Source organism: Legionella pelazae (assembly GCF_052527395.1).
Genome location: NZ_JBNVZS010000001.1, coordinates 239,121 through 256,898 on the forward strand (window position 1 = coordinate 239,121; position 17,778 = coordinate 256,898).

Genomic DNA, 17,778 nt, shown 5'->3' on the forward strand with positions numbered 1-17,778 from the left:
TAACAAATATTAAGAAATTTTATTACTTTATTTTGTTTCAATTTACTAAATAATTGTAATTATATATTACTTTTGCCTGCAATTTATACTTATGTATTATTCAGGACTTGCAGAAATAGAGGTTTTTGAACTATTCTTTAGGTACATAACTAACTATTTTTAAATATACATTGAGCAGTACACCGCAAAGCGAACACGTTTATTTACCTCACTTAAATGTGCAGCGTTTAGCTAATTTATGTGGCGTCTTGCATGAAAATATTCTTCTACTTGAAAAATCTCTGCAACTATCCATAAGAATTCAGCAAAATAAGTTAATTTTATATACTCACTCTCCTTCCACATTAATTCGTGCGAAAACTATTATTAAAGAGTTATATCGTCTTGCTGAACAACCAGTTAGTCCAGATATGGTGCAGTCACTGCTTACTTCTGAGGACAATGAAACTATTATGAGCTCTATTAACTCTATTAAATTAAGCCGGAAAGTTATTTTACCTCGCAACAGCAAACAAGCTGAATACTTAACCAGTATTGATAAAAATGATATAATTTTTGCTGTAGGGCCTGCCGGGACAGGTAAAACTTATCTCGCTGTTTCTAAAGCAATAGAATGTTTTGAAAAAGGCGAAGTGCAGCGTTTAGTTTTTGTAAGACCTGCGGTTGAAGCAGGAGAAAAATTAGGCTTTTTACCTGGCGATTTAGTTGAAAAGGTTCTTCCTTATTTACGGCCTATTTATGATGCAATTTATGAAATGTTAGGATTTAAAGAAGCACAAAAATTAATTCAAAACGATGTCATTGAGATTCTTCCCCTTGCTTTTATGCGCGGACGGACTTTAAACGATGCATTCATTATTTTAGATGAAGCGCAAAATACGACTATTATGCAAATGAAAATGTTTCTTACCCGAATGGGATTCGGCTCTAAGGCGGTTGTAACAGGGGATATGACTCAAGTCGATTTACCTAAAGGCATCCAATCAGGGCTTTCCCATGCTGTTAATTTATTTAAAGATTTAAATGAAATTAGCATTCATATGTTTACTAGCCGTGAAGTGGTTAGACACCCGTTAATTTCTCGTATTGTAGAGAGTTACGATAAAGAAACGGAGGGAAAAAATGGATGATTGTTGTCAAGATTTAGCCAAATACATTGATATTCAAATTGTCTGCAAAAAACCATTACCTATTGCTGTGAGTACTCTACGTAACTGGGTAAGTCTGATTTTAAATGAATTAAAGGAAACTGCCGAATTAACGTTACGTTTCGTTGAAATAAGTGAAATTACGGCATTAAATAAAACTTATCGAAAAAAAGATAAACCAACTAATGTATTGGCTTTTCCAAGTAATTTACCTAATGAAATACAACTAGAATACCCCTTTCTAGGCGATATTGTAATTTGCCCGGAAGTCTTAAAAAAAGAAAGCAAAGAGCAAGGAATAGCGCTGGAAGCTCACTGGGCTCATATTGTCATTCATGGTGTACTCCACTTACTAGGTTATGATCATATTGAGGAACAAGATGCTCGTACAATGCAAGCTATGGAGATTAAATTGTTAGTAACTCTAGGTTATGCCAATCCCTATCAACAAGAGGAAGCGATTTGTGAATAAAGAAGACGATGCCAATTCGTGGTTTATGCGTTTAAAACAATTCCTGCAAGTTGAACCACAAAATCAGGAGGAATTAATCAGTTTATTACGTGATGCTCAAATTCGTTCACTTATTAACGCTGAAACATTAGGTATGATTGAGGGTGTTATTCAATTCTCACAAATGAAAGTGCGCGATATTATGCTGCCTAAAAAGCAAATGACAACTATTTCTCAAGATGATGACTTTGAAAAAGTCATAGAAATTGTAACGAGCTCTGGCCATTCTCGCTTTCCTGTAACAGGGGATAATCCTGATGATGTAATTGGCATATTACATGCTAAAGATTTATTAAAATTTTATGCAAAGAATGCCAGTGAATTTGATTTAAACGATATGGTCCGGCAAGCAACGTTTGTACCTGAAAGTAAGCGCCTAGATTTATTATTAAGCGACTTTCGCAGCAATCGTAACCATATGGCCCTCGTTGTTGATGAGTATGGTACAGTCAACGGTTTTGTAACAATTGAAGATATTATTGAACAAATCATTGGTGATATAGAAGATGAGTTTGATGTTGATGAAGAAGCCTATATTAAGGAACATGGTGACTCACACTATATTATAAAAGCTCATATGCCTATTGAGGAATTTAATGAGTATTTAGATGCTCACTTCAGCGATGAGACATATGATACAATTGGCGGTATCGTTATGGCTAATTTTGGTTACCTACCTAAACGAGGCGAAGTAACTACTATCGATCAGTTTGAATTTAAAGTTATAAATGCCGATGCAAGACGAATAAAATTGTTAAGTTGTTTTGATAAACGCACTAATACTATCGATGAAACCGATAGCTTATATCAAGATAGCTTACCTGCCTTTTCAAAGCAGAAAGGATAAAATACCTAATATTTCTCGTTAAAATTAAGGCCAAACCGAGGGTTAATTACTAAATGAACAGTAACATTTTAATTGTTGATGATGATATAGAGCTCACTGATTTATTAGAGCAATATCTTGAACCAGAGGGTTTTAACGTTATTTGCGTCCATGATGGCGAAAGTGCTGTCAAGAAAGCTTTAAATCAACCTTTTGATGCAATTATTTTGGATGTGATGTTACCTAGGTTAAATGGTTTTGAAGTATTAAAAGCTATTCGCGAACATTTAGAAACACCAGTGCTGATGCTTACTGCGCGTGGCGATGATATTGATCGCATTGTTGGCTTAGAAATTGGAGCAGATGATTATTTACCTAAACCTTGCAATCCCAGGGAGTTAGTTGCGAGACTTCGAGCAATTTTACGTCGAACCCAAAAAATACCCGCTCAACGGCCTATTATTGAACTACAAGATATTGTGGTTGATTGCTCTAAAAGATTAGCAACGCATCATGGTCAACCCATGGAGTTGACCAATGCTGAATTTAATATTTTAGAAATGTTAATAAAATCACCAGGTCAAGCTTTTTCAAAAGAAGAATTAACCGAGTATGCATTAGGTCGAAAGTATACAGCCTATGATCGTAGTATTGACGTTCATATTAGTAATTTACGTAATAAATTAGGTGATAATGATCTAGGTGAACCGCTCGTTAAAACTGTCCGAGGATTTGGATATATGTTTAATGCGTAGTTTATATTGGAAAATATTTCTCTCTTTTTGGCTAGCAACTATTCTTATTATTATTACAACAGCCTGGGTAACAAGCGAAATTGCCCAAAAATCTTCTATTCCTGCACGTGAACATGTCTTTATGGATAGCTATGCCAATGCAGCTGTAGCTACCTTTGAATCAGGACAACATGCCGCATTAAAAAAATGGCTCGCTCAAACCGGAGCCTCTAAGAAAATGACTTTATACCTATTGTGTAGTACCGGTGAAATAATAGGTAACACCCCTCCTCCTTTAGAAATTAAACGAATTGCTGCCGATTTAGTCAATGAAGAACTTGATGAAGGATTACTTAAATTTGGGAATTTAATTATAAGCCATGAAATTTTATCTACATCTGGCAAAGCTTACCGCTTAGCGGCAGTCAGCGAAAAACCACTTTCCCACTTTGTAGTTATACCTTGGGCAGGCTTAACTATTCGTTTAACTATTGCAATTTTCATCAGTGGACTGATTTGTTATTTGCTTTCTCTCTACCTAACTCAACCATTACGATCGTTAGGTATGGCAGCAAAATCAATAGCAACTGGGAAATTAAATACACGAGTTGGACATTTCAAAGGTCACTATCGAGATGAAATTGCAGAGTTAAGTAGTGAATTCGATAGAATGGCGGAACAATTAGAAAGCTTAGTTAGCTCTAAAGAACGATTATTGCAAGACATTTCCCATGAACTACGCTCGCCTCTAGCCCGATTACAAATTGCTATTGAATTAGGCCGTAAAAAAGCATCCCCGGTGGCTGATATTGAGTTTTCCCGCATGGAGGTCGAATGCCTACGCTTAAATAACTTAATTGGTGAGATTTTACAATTTGCTCGTCTTGATCGCTCAGCAGAAGAGCTTAACAAAACAAAAGTTAATATTTTAGATTTAGTAAATCGTATTATCGAAGATGTTAACTTTGAATTTGGTGAAGAGCAGGATAAAGTTCAGTTAATAGCTGCAGAAAATTATGAATTGTTAGTTGACGAGCGACTGATGCACCGAGCAATCGAAAATATTGTAAGAAATGCTATGCGTTACTCACCACCTAATAAGAAAGTAACTATTTCTCTATCTACTAATCCAGAAAAAACAGCTCTATTCATTGATATAGAGGACTGTGGTCCCGGTGTGCCCGATGAACAATTAAAGAACATATTTAGTCCTTTTTACCGAGTTGACACATCGCGAGAAAAGAAAACAGGTGGTTATGGCTTAGGTTTATCTATCGCTGAAAAAGCCATACAACTGCATCATGGTACTATCATGGCGATTAACCGACCCAAAGGAGGATTACGAGTTCGTATTACTCTACCTCTTAAATCGACTAGCCCTACCACTAAATAAATAGTATTGCCTTTTCATTACCAAGAAAACAACTGTAATAATTTATCTATATAAGCGTATATTCTCTTTCTTTTAAATAACTTATGTGCTAAAGCTATTATATAAATAATAAATAACTTCTTTTTATTACAGGGTAGTTCTAAATGAGTTACGGAAAATATCTAAATAGATTTAGCAGTATATTTTTTTTTATAGGTTTTGTGACCGCTAAACTACAAAACCTACCTTTTTATCTTTTCTCATTTATTACTTCTATTTTTTCTCTAGCTTGTTATTTAACAGGTTATTTACTTTGGTTGTTAGCAAGCTTTATTAATCCACATTCGGCTAAACATCCTGATTTTTGGTATGGTTTTACATCATTTACAACTCAACATAAATTCGCTGCCACATTGGGCGCAGCTGCCACAATCTGCTTTTTTATTTCTCTTACTTCTCCTTTTGTTGCAATTCCAGCAGTTTGGTTATTTGCAGCAAGTAACACTTTTTGGTGTATAGCAGAATATCATAAATGGAACCATCCTCCACAAGATAAGGAATACTCGGCAAATCGGCAATCCAAATATTTACAATATGCCTTATTAACGACAGCGACTAGTTTTGTAACAGCCTTATCCATTACATTTAGCATGATTTTTCCGCTATCTGGATTCGCCATTCTAACCAGTGCAGCCATAATTAGCTTAATTTTTAGCATTCAATCACTAAATGCCTGGGCGAGTGTTAACCTTTCTAATGACAAGCCAGATTGTATTTTAACTGAAAGCTATTTGCAGATGATAGGAAATCTTAATATGTCTAAATCTGAAACATTACAAATTAGTAATCATGATAAAGCAAGTAGCGAAAATTTAGCGTCCCAAAAATCCTTGTTTACTGACGAAACCTATCCTTATTTAAATAATCTCTCAGCAAATGAAACTAACATCCAAATAGAACCATCAACGCCATATTCCTTAAAATAGAGGCCACTTGTACTTAAGTTAAAGAGACTAATTACATTCGGTGAATTTGCAATTTCATTCATCCTAACCTATTTTTTAAAGGAGATAAAAAAATATATCAACAACTAGGTTGATATATTCTTAACATTGGAGGTTATCATGATGCGATGGGCAAGAAATTCAATGCGTTTAGCATTATTAGCTTTTTTATGGAAAATGATAAAGCAAAAATCTTTCAGTAAGAGACGCATGCGAAATGATATCCACTAATACTTAATAGACTTTCTTACTTCGAAAATAGCATTTCCATTCCATACATAATTATAGTGACCGGCCTGCACTGGAATAGTTAATGCAGGCGGCCTAAAAATTGCTACACATTGAGCAGTCTTATTTCTTACGCTAGGGTATAAGATTCCCCATTCATTGTTCATCTTAATTTGCCGCCCAAATTCTTGGCTTACGGAATAATAATTGATATCTGGATTTAAATAATCCTGATAGGAACTATCACTAATATCAACTATTTTTTTAGTAACAAAAGCAGTATATTCTCGCATTTGAATAATACAAGGTGGTTCATTTGATGCAGCTAAAAATTGCTCACGATGAAATTTTGTTTCAGCAATAGCAGTTTGTAGTGAATCACCAGCATAATAAATTCCATAGGATGTACCATCACTAAAACGTGATTGACCAAAATGCGTAAAAGCAGCCATAAGTGGCGTTGCTCCAACTCCGCCTACCCAATCTTCTGGTGTAACCAAAGAAATATGCCCATATTCTGTAGTTAAGCGATCATTTGTTAAACCTTCTAGTAATGCAAGCTCTTCTAATTCTTTCTGAGATTCAGCCCAGTCAAATAAATTGACAGGTGGAAATCGTGAAGGTATCAGCCGATGTGTCTTTTCCCTAAACTCCTTATAGGTATACATCTAATTAGTGTCCTCGCCAAAAATCTAAAAATCGTCGTACCTCAGCTAAGCGGATTAAACTACCTTCCATCATATGTTTTTTAGGCGTGATACCATTAAACGGGGGCAATTTATTTTCTCGATTAATCCATGACATCGCTTGTGCACTATCTATAAATAAAATTCTTAAATCTTTGTATATTCCTAACAATAATGAAATTCGCTCTCTCTCATCACGACTTAAATTACCTTCAAATTTGTTAATACCCTTATAATAGGAAGAAATAGGCATATCTCCCATTAGCTTAAGGGCTTCTTCTTTAGTTAAATTAAAACGTTCTATTAAATTTTTAAGTGCTTTCCAAGCCACTTGATTAGAAACGTTAACGGCTTTTTGAGTCGATGTTTTCATAAATTTCCTATTGATACTCAATGAGTATAATATATTTTTAGAATAATTTCTATTTTTAGAAAAGAAGGGCTTAAGATTTCTCATAATTAGATATTCTTCTAAAATAATGTTTATAATTTTAAATTAATTACAGCAACAAAGGATATTGATGACGCCTCAAGAATTATTAACCAAGCGCCAAATGCCAATTGGTGCTGAGCTTATCAATAAAGGCGTGCATTTTAGAGTTTGGGCGCCTAAAAGAAATAAGGTAACACTTATTTTAAATAATAATAAAGAGCGCGGTATTCACTTAGCATCAGAAGGTAACGGCTATTTTTCTAGCTTTATTAGTGCAGCTAAAGAAGGTGATTTATATGGTTTTCAGCTTGATGAAGATGCAAAAATATACCCTGATCCCGCATCCCGATATCAACCAAACGGCCCACATTACTCTTCTGAAATAATTAATCCAAAAAAATTTAAATGGACCGATGAAAATTGGCAAGGCATTAAGAAGGAAGATGCTATTATTTATGAAATACACATAGGTACTTTTACCCAAGAAGGAACTTTTTTAAGTGCAGCCGACCATTTAGATTATCTGGCTGATTTAGGTATAACTGTTATTGAAATGATGCCAATTGCAGAGTTTGCTGGTGAATTTGGTTGGGGTTATGATGGGGTTGATTTATTTGCGCCTATGCATACCTATGGAAAGCCTGATGATTTACGTCATTTCATTAATCGTGCCCATGAATTAAATATTGGTGTTATTTTAGATGTTGTTTATAACCATTTAGGGCCAGATGGTAATTATCTAAGACAATTTTCAGATAGCTATTTCTCCGATAAATACACAACCGATTGGGGAGAGGCCATTAATTTTGAAGATAATGCAACAGCGGTAAGAGAATACTTCTTAGCAAATGCAAAATACTGGATAGATGAGTATCATTTTGATGGTTTAAGGATTGATGCTTCACAAAATATTTATGATGCTTCAAAAATCCATATTTTACAAGAAATAAGCGAAGTTATACGGCAAGTAGCGCCCAATCGCTCTATTTACTTAATTGCTGAAAATGAACCGCAAAACAGTGATTATGTAAGACCTGTTAGCCAAGGCGGCTTTGGATTTGACGCACTCTGGAATGATGATTTTCACCATACAGCCCAAGTCCTTTTAACTGGCAAACGCGAAGCTTATTACACAGATTATAATGGTTGTCCGCAAGAATTTATCTCAGTCATTAAATATGGCTTCCTATATCAAGGCCAATGGTATAAATGGCAAAAAAAAACACGTGGTAAACCGACATTTGATTTAGCATCGACTTGTTTTATTAATTTTTTAGAGAATCATGATCAAATCGCAAACTCTGTTTATGGGGACAGGATCCATAAAAAAGCCAATCCGGCCCTGCTGCGTGCTATGACAGCTTATTTATTGCTTGCACCGCAAACGCCTTTGTTATTTCAAGGTCAGGAATTCGCAACCTCTAGCCCATTTAATTACTTTGCTGATCATAAATCTGAAATAGCAGAACAAGTTTATCGAGGTCGCCTTGAATTTTTTAGACAGTTTCCCAGCGTACGTACCCCTGAAGTACGGGCCTCTATGCCTAGTCCAATTGATAGAGAAACATTTATTAGCAGTAAATTAGATTTATCGGAGCGGGAACAAAATGATACCTGGTATCAACTACATAAAGATTTAATTGCCCTTAGAAAAACGGATCAAGTTTTCACTGGCTATACTTCTAAACAACTAGATGGTGCCATGTTATCTAATCAAGCTTTTGTTATTCGTTTTTTTAGCAAGCAAGGTGATCGATTAATGATTATAAACCTAGGCACAGACTTAAATTTAGAACCAGCTCCAGAGCCCTTATTAGCGCCTCCTATTAATTGCCGCTGGGAATTATATTGGTCAAGCGAAGATCCTAAATATGGAGGTCATGGAACTGTTCGGCCTGCTACTAAAGATAATTGGTATATACCAAGTTATTGTACAATGATTTTAAAGCCTAAAGAGTTAACATAATGAATCAGATAATTAGGCATCACCATATTGCTCACTATGTAGCAAAAGATAGCCCCATAGAGAATGCTAAACGGTTATTACGGGGCGAATGGCTTATTACTAATGGCCTAGGTGGTTATGCTTCTAACTCGGTAGCTGGTATTACTACGCGTAAATATCATGGCTACTTGATTGCTGCTTTACCGCCTCCTTATGGGCGAACAATCATGCTTAATCATCTTCATGAAGAAATTATGACCGATAAGGGTGATCTTTTTTTAATTAGCTGTCATGAAAGGGGAAACAATAACATATCATTAATGGGTATGAGCTATTTGCAAGAATTTTACTTAGATTATGGCTTACCTGTATGGCGTTATAATATTAATGGTATTATCATTGAAAAAAGAATTATCCTTATCTATCTACAAAACACTGTACAGATTACCTATAAGCTAATTGATGGTGCTAATAATATTCGTTTAAATATTCAACCCTCTTTTAATTTTCACTCTCATGAAGCACCGGTTACTCAAAATAATCAATCCCCCTATCGGGTCTTAGCCATTGAAAACCGCTATGAAATAATTCTTGATGATTACCTCTTTGTACGGCTCTTTTTACATGGTGAAACTATTAAATTTGTTTTACAAGGCCAGCTAATTCCTGACGCCTTTTTTAGGATGGAAGAAACACGAGGCTATGAGTCTTTAGGTAAAATTTGGACACCAGGCTATTTTACTCTAGATTTAACCAAAGGAGACTCAGCCACACTGGTTGCATCAACCGAGAACTGGGAAATTATTTCTGCACTTAAGCCTGACAAAGCCTTAGCTGCTGAATATGGACGTCGTAAGCACTTATTATCACTAGCGCCCCAGGCCGCCAAAGAGGGAATGGGGGCCGAATTAATTCTCGCAGCTGATAAATTCATCATCACGCCTCAAACCCGCATTGAAGATAGCATTTTAGCTCATGCTGAGGGTAATGAAGTTCATACCATCATTGCTGGTTATCATTGGTTTACCGATTGGGGCCGCGATACAATGATTTCTTTAGAAGGATTGACATTATGTACAGGACGTCATAAGGAAGCGTTATGGATTTTAAAAACATTTACCCACTATGTAAAAGATGGTCTTATTCCCAATATGTTTCCAGAAGGCGGTAACGAAGGCTTGTATCATACTGCCGATGCAACCTTATGGTTTTTTCATGCTATTGATCGCTATTTAACAATGACTAATGATTATTCCGAATTGCCTTATTTTCTACCAACGCTTAAAGAAATTATTCAATGGCATGAAAGAGGAACCCATTTCAATATTGGTATGGATCCTAAAGATGGTTTAATTAAACAGGGACAAGAAGGTTATCAATTAACTTGGATGGACGCTAAGGTTGGCGATTGGGTGGTAACGCCCAGGCGAGGTAAAGCAGTTGAAATCAATGCCTTATGGTTTAATGCTCTAAAACTAATGGAAGAATGGACTGAGCATTATGATAAACAAGCGAGTCAACATTATAGAAAGTTAGCTCAGCGAGTCTATCAATCGTTTAATCAAAAATTTTGGCTTGCCGATAAACACTATCTTTATGATGTTATAGAAGGAGAAGCAGGAAACGATAATGCATTACGTCCCAATCAAATTTTTGCAATAGCATTAAAGTATCCTGTTTTGGAGAAGAAACGTTGGATAGATGTTATTAAAAGTTGTGAAAAAGAATTACTTACGCCCTATGGGTTACGCTCTTTAGCACCTAGTCATCCTGATTATAAGCCACGCTATGATGGTGACTTAAGGGCGCGGGATGCTGCTTATCATCAGGGTACAGTCTGGGCGTGGCTAATTGGGCCATTTATTGATGCATGGATTAAAACATACCCTCAGAAACGTATGAAAGCTCGCCAATTTTTAGTAGGCTTTGAGCAGCATTTAGAAGATTCAGGCGTTGGTTCTATTAGTGAAGTATTTGATGCAGAAGAGCCTTACACACCTCGCGGTTGCGTAGCACAAGCTTGGAGTATTGCTGAAGTACTACGAGCATGGGTAAAAACAGCACCGGAAACAAGCGACTAACTGATGCTAGTAGTATTTAATTATTAGCATTCTCGCCCAACATTGTCGCTTAAGATACAGACACAATAAGCCTAGTATAATTTACATGCTCTAATTCTGTACAATTTACCCTGGTCGATTTTTAATTGACTATACTTTACCTTTAAGCAGTTAAGGTGACTTAACAAACCTTTAACAAGCTAGCACTGTAGTCTCAAAATTGATTTAAAGATGATATAAAAAAGACTCAGTAGCTTTTTGTCAAGTGAATTAAAAAACTAATTTGCCAAAATAATATTTAAAGGATTAAAGAAATTATGGGTAACATTACTTATTTAACCTTTTTTATAAGTACATTAGCTATCCTTAATCCATTAAGCAAAGTTCCAATATTACTTAGCTTAGGTGAAGGACATTCGGAAAAAAAGTTGAAAAATATAGCTTTCATTACCTCATTAGCGGTATTTATTATTCTTTTAGTAAGTTTATGGATTGGTTCCAGTTTACTTAAAGCATTTGATATTTCAATTGGCGCATTTACTACGGCAGGAGGAATTATAGTATTTTTAATTGGTTTACAATTAATGCAAATAAATCTTACTTCCCAACAACCAAATCAAGTTACCATAAGAAAAGATCAATAGCAGTCATCCCACTTGCCATTCCTCTTATTGCAGGTCCTGGAACAATAGCCACTGTTATATTACATGATTATCATGTGCAATCTGTTTCAGAACGATTAGTATTAAGTATGCTTTGTTTTATTCTAGCTTTGATTGTTTGGCTTTGTTTGCATTTTGCTAGTTTTTTAAACAAAAATTTGGGCCAAGACATTTTAGCAATTATTAGTCGACTGATGGGCCTGATTACAAGTGTCATCGGGGTACAGCTTGCAAATACCGGCTTGCACCTTTTATTCCCCGGCATAAAGGGTTAAAATTATTTTCTTTTCTGTTAAACAGAATCTAATTTAAACAAATTAAAGTGCGATAATAAAAATTAATGAACAGTAAGCTTTATAAAATTCCTCGTTTATTATCGTTGGATGTGTTGCGAGGAATTATTGTCGCATTAATGATTATTGTTAATAATCCTGGAAAACAGCCTTCTTATGCGTGGTTTGAACACTCGCCTTGGAATGGATGTACTTTAGCAGATGTCATTTTTCCCTGGTTTATTTTTATTGTTGGTGTATCGAGTGCTTTTCAGCTTTCAATCCTTAAAGAAAAATTGCCGATTAACTTTTTAATTGTAAAAATCTTTAAACGTAGCCTTCTACTTTTTGTCATTGGCATATTATTAAATGCTTTTCCTAACCACTTTGATCTAAGTTCTTTACGGTTTTATGGCGTTCTTCAGCGTATAGCTATTTGTTATTTTTTTGCAGCGATTTTATTTTTAATAATCAGTATGCGTACACAATTTATTATTTTTATCTTGTTACTTGTTAGTTACTGGCTTGTTAATATTGGATTTCCTGGTTATTCGGGTTATAACCTCACTAAACAATTTAATATTCCTGCTTTAGTCGATAGTACGCTATTTTCTTCAGCGCATTTATATGGCAAGTATTATGATCCTGAAGGCCTGTTAAGTACCGTTTCATCTTTCGCGACCGTTTTGCTAGGCAATCTTACAGGTTTTTGGCTTTTATCTCTTTATAATGAAAAACAAAAGCTCTACGGCCTAATAACATCAGGCTTTTTAGGAATGGTATTAGGTTGGTTGTGGAGTTTTTGGTTTCCTATTAATAAGACATTATGGACAAGCGCTTATGTGCTTTGGACAGGTGGCCTAGGATTGCTAGCCTTAGCAGCATGTTATTGGCTAATTGAAATTAAAAAGTTAAAACGTTGGTCATACCCTTTTAAAATTTTTGGTTTAAATGCCTTATCAGTCTATGTATTACATATTGTCTTCTTAAAAATTCAAGTGCTTATTCAGATTTCTTATAATGGCACAACTAATAATTTAAAAACGTTCATAACAGAGAGACTTTTTGCTAATTTATCTGCCCAAAATGCTTCTTTAAGTTATGCATTGAGCTATACGTTAGTGTGGCTTATTTGTTATAAGTTATTTTCTAAGGAAATGAGTTCATCTTAAATTTATTAACCTGACCTGGATTGACATCAACTTAGCCAATTACTTAAGGCCACGCCAATACCCAGGCTTGTGGTCTTATGATTATATTCAATTAAACTTTGCCCATAGCCACTAAAAAACTGAGTGTAAACGGAAAATGTATTTAGAAATGGGTAAGATAGTGTCATTTGTATAAAGCCTCTTTTAAGGCCGCTGGCAAGATTTTGCACTTCTAAGCTAGCTTTTAAGTCTGCAAATTGATAGGAAATAAAAGTATTTTCATAGCCTAAATAGTAAGCAATATTAGGATTATGGATATCACTTGATCTTGCTTCATCAATTAAGCTCCATGCTCGAACGTGAGCTAGCCAGCGAGGGCCTGAAAATTGCAGCTGCAAAAAGAGGCGATTCCAACTTCGTTCAAGCAAGCCACCTCGACCGTTTGATTGATGGTTAACGCCAAGCTGAGTAGCAACAGAGGGATTAAAATAATTTTCTATAAAAAACTCAGGTGCGTAATTGATTTCACGAAAATATTGAGAATCAGCATAAACCTGCCAATACATCAATTGTGTATAAGCAAAATTAAAAGAAAGTGGCTTGTCTTTAATTAAATGATGAACGACTGGCACTAAAAAACTAAGTTGCGCCTTTAGTTCATTTTGCATAATAGGTTGATTATCAGGTGTTGCCTGCCAATAGATCGATTGAAAAGGATTGCTTGTATGATAATACGGCAAAATATAATTAGGGTGATATAAATTAATAATATTTATAAAGCGCGCAGTTTTCTTTTTTTCTCTAACTTGCTTTTCAAGTACGGTTTTTTCGTCTAGCAAAAGATCAGTCTCAGAAAAGCAAGCTCCGCTAAGTAAACAATAATTTAAAAAAATAAAATAAGTTATAGGCTTAATTCTCATAAAGGCTAGCGCTCCATTTCTATGCCTCTTACAATCAATTTAACTTAATTTTATATATCTGCCTAGCGATAATTAATTATTCAGCTATAAAATAATTAGCTGCTTGTTATTTTTGTTTAAAAGCATTTACTCTCTTTTCTGATACTAGCTATAACGGCTTGATAACGTTTGCTTAAACGCTAATATGTGTTGATATGCGTCATCTATCCTTTGCTGGCTGATTTCACCTGATTTAACTTTTGCTTCAATAATATCAATAACTTCTTCTAGATTTTGGGGTTTGTCACTCAATTGATTACCAAATATAAACATATCAGCGCCGGCATTAATAGCTAAAGTTAACGCTTGGGGAAGACCATAATTTTCGCTAATTGCCTTCATTTGCATATCATCTGTAACAATGACACCATTAAAATTAAGTTGTTTGCGCAAAAGATTAGTTAAGATATTATAAGATAAAGTTGCTGGTAAACCAGTTTTATCTAGTTGTCGGTTAACAACATGAGCGGTCATTATCATGCCACAAGCTCGATCACTATTTAATAATATCTCGTAGGGAAGTAATTCATAATTTTGCCAAGTATCAGTTACATCAACAAAACCTAAATGAGAATCAGCGGTTGAACTTCCGTGGCCTGGAAAATGCTTATAGGCACATTGAATATTGTGATTTAAAAACTGACTAGAAAAAAGATTAGCAAAAAGAGCAACCTGTTGTGGTTCAGCTGAAAAGCTACGCTCTAGTTTACCAATAATAGGGTTATCTGGATTGACATTAACATCTAATACAGGTGCGAAATCTAAATTAAAGCCTGAATTTTTCAGAGTTTCAGCCATAGTCATTGCCTGTTTTTCAGCTTCTTTTATAGGCATTTTACTAATCTCTGCAGCAGTAAAAGTCTTTGGAAAACCATATTTTTCTTTTAAACGGTCAACTTTGCCGCCTTCATAATCGACTGAAATAATTAAAGGAAGCTGCATGCGATTATGCTTTAAATTAGCTTGGTAATTAAAATACTGTAGATCCTGAGTGAGTTTTTTAACTTGTTCTGGGCTTTCTATATTTTTATCATATGTCTTAGTGACATAATTATAATCAAATAAAATAACACCGCCTATATTACTCTTATCAATTATTTTGGTAATTAATGAGTTTTTTGTAATTGATTTTCCGTCAAAACCAATAATCAACATTTGCCCAATTTCTTCACGTAAGCCAGGGGGTTTTGCATAGGTAATTTTTTGAAGGAAAAGTGATAAAAACAGCAGAAAAAGAAAGCGAAATTTCATAAAATTTAAGCGAAAAAATTGCAGGAAGATATAATACATAGAATTTACAAAATGGTCAAACGTTGGTTTATTATTTAGAGTATAAAATTAAAAAAATAGATTGATTAGTTATATTTTTAATTAATTTATGTAAAATAATTATTCGTATTTAATAGCTTCTATACTACGGTTGGGTAGGAAAATAGGTATTATAAATTTTTAGGTAACTACCATCTTTTTCCATTTTCAATAACTGTTGATTAATTTGACTAATTAAATTTCCATTGTTAGGAATAGACATGATGCTAATCCCCTCACCTACGGGTGTTTCTGCATCTAAATTCTGCAACTGATCACCGCAAGTCATAACCCAATATTTTGCACTCATGTAGTTTAAAAAGGCAGCATCAATTTCATTATTATTCAATGCATTCATTACATCTTCAATGTCCTCAAATTGTTGAATAGTAAATAGGCTAGGAAAGTTTTGTAATAAGTAATCATAATAGGGCCCTTCCTTTTCCTGCGTCTTAAGAATACCAACAACCTTACCTTTTAAATCATTTATTGATTTATAAGAATTTTTTTTAACTATAAATTGACCTTTACTGAGCATATAAGGGAGACTAAAAAGATAAGTTTCTTTAAGTTTTTTTGAAGCTGTAATACCTCCTACTGCTATATCAATATTACCCGCATTAAGAGCTGAGAATAACCGATAATAATCCATAGGAATTATTGAGCAGTCTTGCTTTAAATTTTTACAAATAGTTTTTATTAGCTGAATATCAAAACCACTATCAGGTGATAAAACAAAAGGAGGGTAAAACAATAAAGTTCCTACCCTAATAGTGGCAAAGCTTGGTACGGTTATTAAACAAGAAAGTATGATACCTAACAACTTAATTCGCAGTTGCATATGCTACTTTCCTTACCCTAATTTTCCTTATATTTTGATACTTAATTCTATAAAGTATCAAATTCCCTTAAATTTTTTAAATCCTATTTGTTTTATTATAGATTAATAATTCACTATTTTAACTTTATTCATTGGCTACAAGCATATTGACAGCCCTTAGCCACCCCTTGAAATTATCCTCTATCTGCTCATAATGATTTTCAGGTAAATAGTCGCTTTCACTTTGCCAACTTTGTTTAATTTCAGCAATTGATGCAAGCTCGCCACAACCTAAGGCTGCAATTAATGCTGCTCCTTGTGCCGTTGTTTCAATATCTGTTGGTCGTTGTACAGTTAACTGGCATTGAGATGCTAAAAATTGCAACAGCCACTGATTTACAGTCATTCCACCATCAACACGTAAGATTACTGTTTTAATTTTGCTGTCATTCTCCATACACTGTAATACTTGTCTAGTTTGATAACAGACACTCTCCAAAGCAGCACGAGCAAAATGGGCACGATTACTTGTTCTGGCTAGACCAAACACTAAAGCCCCAGGAGATGATAACCAATACGGCGCTCCTAAACCGGTAAAGGAAGGTACTAAATAAACGCCTTCATTGTCTTTTAAACTTCTCGCTAATTGTTCCGATTCAGCAGCACAAGATAAAAGTTTCATTTCATCTCGCAGCCATTTAATAATGGTTCCTGCATGATAAAGACTTCCTTCAAGACCGTAGGTTAGCTGATCTTTTATTTTATAAGCCACTGTGGTAATTAAATTAGTAGAGTCTATGGGTTTATGACCTGTATTCATTAACAAAAAGGCGCCGGTGCCATAGGTTGCTTTTACCATACCATCCTCAAGGCAACGCTGGCCAATTAAAGCAGCTTGTTGATCACCCGCAATACCCGTAATGGGCACTGAAAAACCAAATAGTGCCTTATCAATTGCACCAAAATAGGCATCGCAAGACTTAACTTCTGGCAATACATTGGCATTAATTTCAAATAAGCTAAGCAATTCTTCATCCCATTCTTGCTTAAAAATATTAAAGAGTAAGGTTCTAGAGGCATTAGTTACATCGGTAGCGTGAACTCTACCTTGCGTTAAACGCCATAATAAAAAGGTATCAATAGTACCAAAGGCAAGTTGACCTTGTGCCGCAAGTGTATGGGCCTTTGGACAGTTTTTTAAGAGCCAATATAGCTTGCTTGCTGAGAAATAAGGATCAGAAAACAAACCGGTTCTTTCCTTGATATAGGCCCTATTTAAAGTGGAGCAAAAATCTTCTGTGCGTCTATCTTGCCATACAATAGCAGGATATAAGCATTCGCCTGTTTGCTTATTCCAAATGAGGGTAGTTTCACGTTGATTGGTGATACCACAAGCCAGTAATTTCTTGCTATCAATCTGCGCTGTGACCTCTTTAATTGCCTTGACTGTTTTTGTCCAAATTTCTTCAGGACAATGCTCTACCCAACCTTTTTTAGGATAAAATTGAGTTAAATCATACTGCCTGACAGCGATTAATTGCCCGAATGGCGTATAAATCATCGCGCGTGTACTACTTGTCCCTTGATCGATGGCTAAAAGATATTTTTGCATTTCTTTCTATTTCCTAAATATAAAGGTAGTATTAATTGATTTTACAT

General features: G+C 34.9%; 15 protein-coding genes and 1 pseudogene. 10 read left to right on the forward strand and 6 right to left on the reverse strand.

All coding sequences use genetic code 11. From position 1 onward, the window contains the following. Window positions 1–170 precede the first annotated feature (170 nt). The 6 genes from ACQUW5_RS01115 (at window position 171) to ACQUW5_RS01140 (ending at window position 5,577) form a co-directional block, all read left to right on the forward strand. Window positions 171–1,130 (forward strand): PhoH family protein, encoded by a 960-nt coding sequence (locus ACQUW5_RS01115; protein ID WP_444989181.1) that lies wholly within the window; start codon window positions 171–173, stop codon window positions 1,128–1,130. After that, window positions 1,123–1,620: an rRNA maturation RNase YbeY gene (gene ybeY / locus ACQUW5_RS01120; protein ID WP_444989183.1), complete on the forward strand. Its 498-nt coding sequence runs from the start codon at window positions 1,123–1,125 to the stop codon at window positions 1,618–1,620. Before ACQUW5_RS01115 ends, ybeY begins: the two co-directional genes overlap by 8 nt. Next, the gene (locus tag ACQUW5_RS01125) at window positions 1,613–2,506 is read left to right on the forward strand and encodes a CorC family transporter (protein ID WP_444989185.1); all 894 of its coding nucleotides are present in this window, start codon (window positions 1,613–1,615) and stop codon (window positions 2,504–2,506) included. The genes ybeY and ACQUW5_RS01125 overlap by 8 nt, the downstream gene beginning before the upstream one ends. A gap of 53 nt (window positions 2,507–2,559) precedes the next feature. Further along, window positions 2,560–3,240, forward strand: a complete 681-nt coding sequence (gene cpxR, locus ACQUW5_RS01130) for a two-component system response regulator CpxR (RefSeq protein WP_444989187.1) — start codon at window positions 2,560–2,562, stop codon at window positions 3,238–3,240. Beyond that, on the forward strand, window positions 3,233–4,612 hold the full coding sequence (gene cpxA, locus ACQUW5_RS01135; protein WP_444989189.1) for a two-component system sensor histidine kinase CpxA: 1,380 nt from the start codon (window positions 3,233–3,235) through the stop codon (window positions 4,610–4,612). The genes cpxR and cpxA overlap by 8 nt, the downstream gene beginning before the upstream one ends. A gap of 143 nt (window positions 4,613–4,755) precedes the next feature. Next, window positions 4,756–5,577 (forward strand): hypothetical protein, encoded by an 822-nt coding sequence (locus ACQUW5_RS01140; RefSeq protein WP_444989191.1) that lies wholly within the window; start codon window positions 4,756–4,758, stop codon window positions 5,575–5,577. A gap of 245 nt (window positions 5,578–5,822) precedes the next feature. Here the strand turns inward: ACQUW5_RS01140 and ACQUW5_RS01145 are convergent, their stop codons facing one another. Beyond that, the gene (locus tag ACQUW5_RS01145; RefSeq protein WP_444989193.1) at window positions 5,823–6,491 is read right to left on the reverse strand and encodes an RES family NAD+ phosphorylase; all 669 of its coding nucleotides are present in this window, start codon (window positions 6,489–6,491) and stop codon (window positions 5,823–5,825) included. A 4-nt stretch (window positions 6,492–6,495) separates the two neighbouring features. Beyond that, a complete protein-coding gene (locus ACQUW5_RS01150) occupies window positions 6,496–6,882 on the reverse strand; it encodes an antitoxin Xre-like helix-turn-helix domain-containing protein (RefSeq protein ID WP_444989195.1) in 387 nt (128 codons plus the stop codon). Between the two features lie 148 nt (window positions 6,883–7,030). Between ACQUW5_RS01150 and treZ the strand changes: the two genes are divergently transcribed. The 4 genes and pseudogenes from treZ (at window position 7,031) to ACQUW5_RS01170 (ending at window position 13,053) form a co-directional block, all read left to right on the forward strand. Next, window positions 7,031–8,908, forward strand: a complete 1,878-nt coding sequence (gene treZ / locus ACQUW5_RS01155) for a malto-oligosyltrehalose trehalohydrolase (RefSeq protein ID WP_444989197.1) — start codon at window positions 7,031–7,033, stop codon at window positions 8,906–8,908. Beyond that, window positions 8,908–10,968 (forward strand): amylo-alpha-1,6-glucosidase, encoded by a 2,061-nt coding sequence (locus tag ACQUW5_RS01160; RefSeq protein WP_444989199.1) that lies wholly within the window; start codon window positions 8,908–8,910, stop codon window positions 10,966–10,968. The genes treZ and ACQUW5_RS01160 overlap by 1 nt, the downstream gene beginning before the upstream one ends. A 296-nt stretch (window positions 10,969–11,264) precedes the next feature. Next, window positions 11,265–11,884 (forward strand): annotated as a pseudogene (locus tag ACQUW5_RS01165) (MarC family protein). 65 nt (window positions 11,885–11,949) lie between these two features. Further along, entirely contained in the window at window positions 11,950–13,053 is a 1,104-nt protein-coding gene (locus ACQUW5_RS01170; protein WP_444989201.1) for an acyltransferase family protein, read from the forward strand. 26 nt (window positions 13,054–13,079) lie between these two features. On the opposite strand, the gene ACQUW5_RS01175 is transcribed toward ACQUW5_RS01170, so the two are convergent. From ACQUW5_RS01175 to glpK, 4 genes are all read right to left on the reverse strand, one after another. Beyond that, on the reverse strand, window positions 13,080–13,952 hold the full coding sequence (locus ACQUW5_RS01175) for a phospholipase A (protein WP_444989203.1): 873 nt from the start codon (window positions 13,950–13,952) through the stop codon (window positions 13,080–13,082). A gap of 144 nt (window positions 13,953–14,096) precedes the next feature. Then, on the reverse strand, window positions 14,097–15,281 hold the full coding sequence (locus tag ACQUW5_RS01180; RefSeq protein ID WP_444989205.1) for a glycoside hydrolase family 3 protein: 1,185 nt from the start codon (window positions 15,279–15,281) through the stop codon (window positions 14,097–14,099). Window positions 15,282–15,405: 124 nt separating this feature from the next. Then, window positions 15,406–16,140 (reverse strand): transporter substrate-binding domain-containing protein, encoded by a 735-nt coding sequence (locus ACQUW5_RS01185; protein ID WP_444989207.1) that lies wholly within the window; start codon window positions 16,138–16,140, stop codon window positions 15,406–15,408. A 124-nt stretch (window positions 16,141–16,264) separates the two neighbouring features. Continuing rightward, window positions 16,265–17,731 carry a glycerol kinase GlpK gene (gene glpK, locus ACQUW5_RS01190; RefSeq protein ID WP_444989209.1) on the reverse strand — a complete coding sequence of 489 codons (1,467 nt, stop codon included), beginning with the start codon at window positions 17,729–17,731 and terminating at the stop codon, window positions 16,265–16,267. Between the last annotated feature and the right edge of the window lie 47 nt (window positions 17,732–17,778).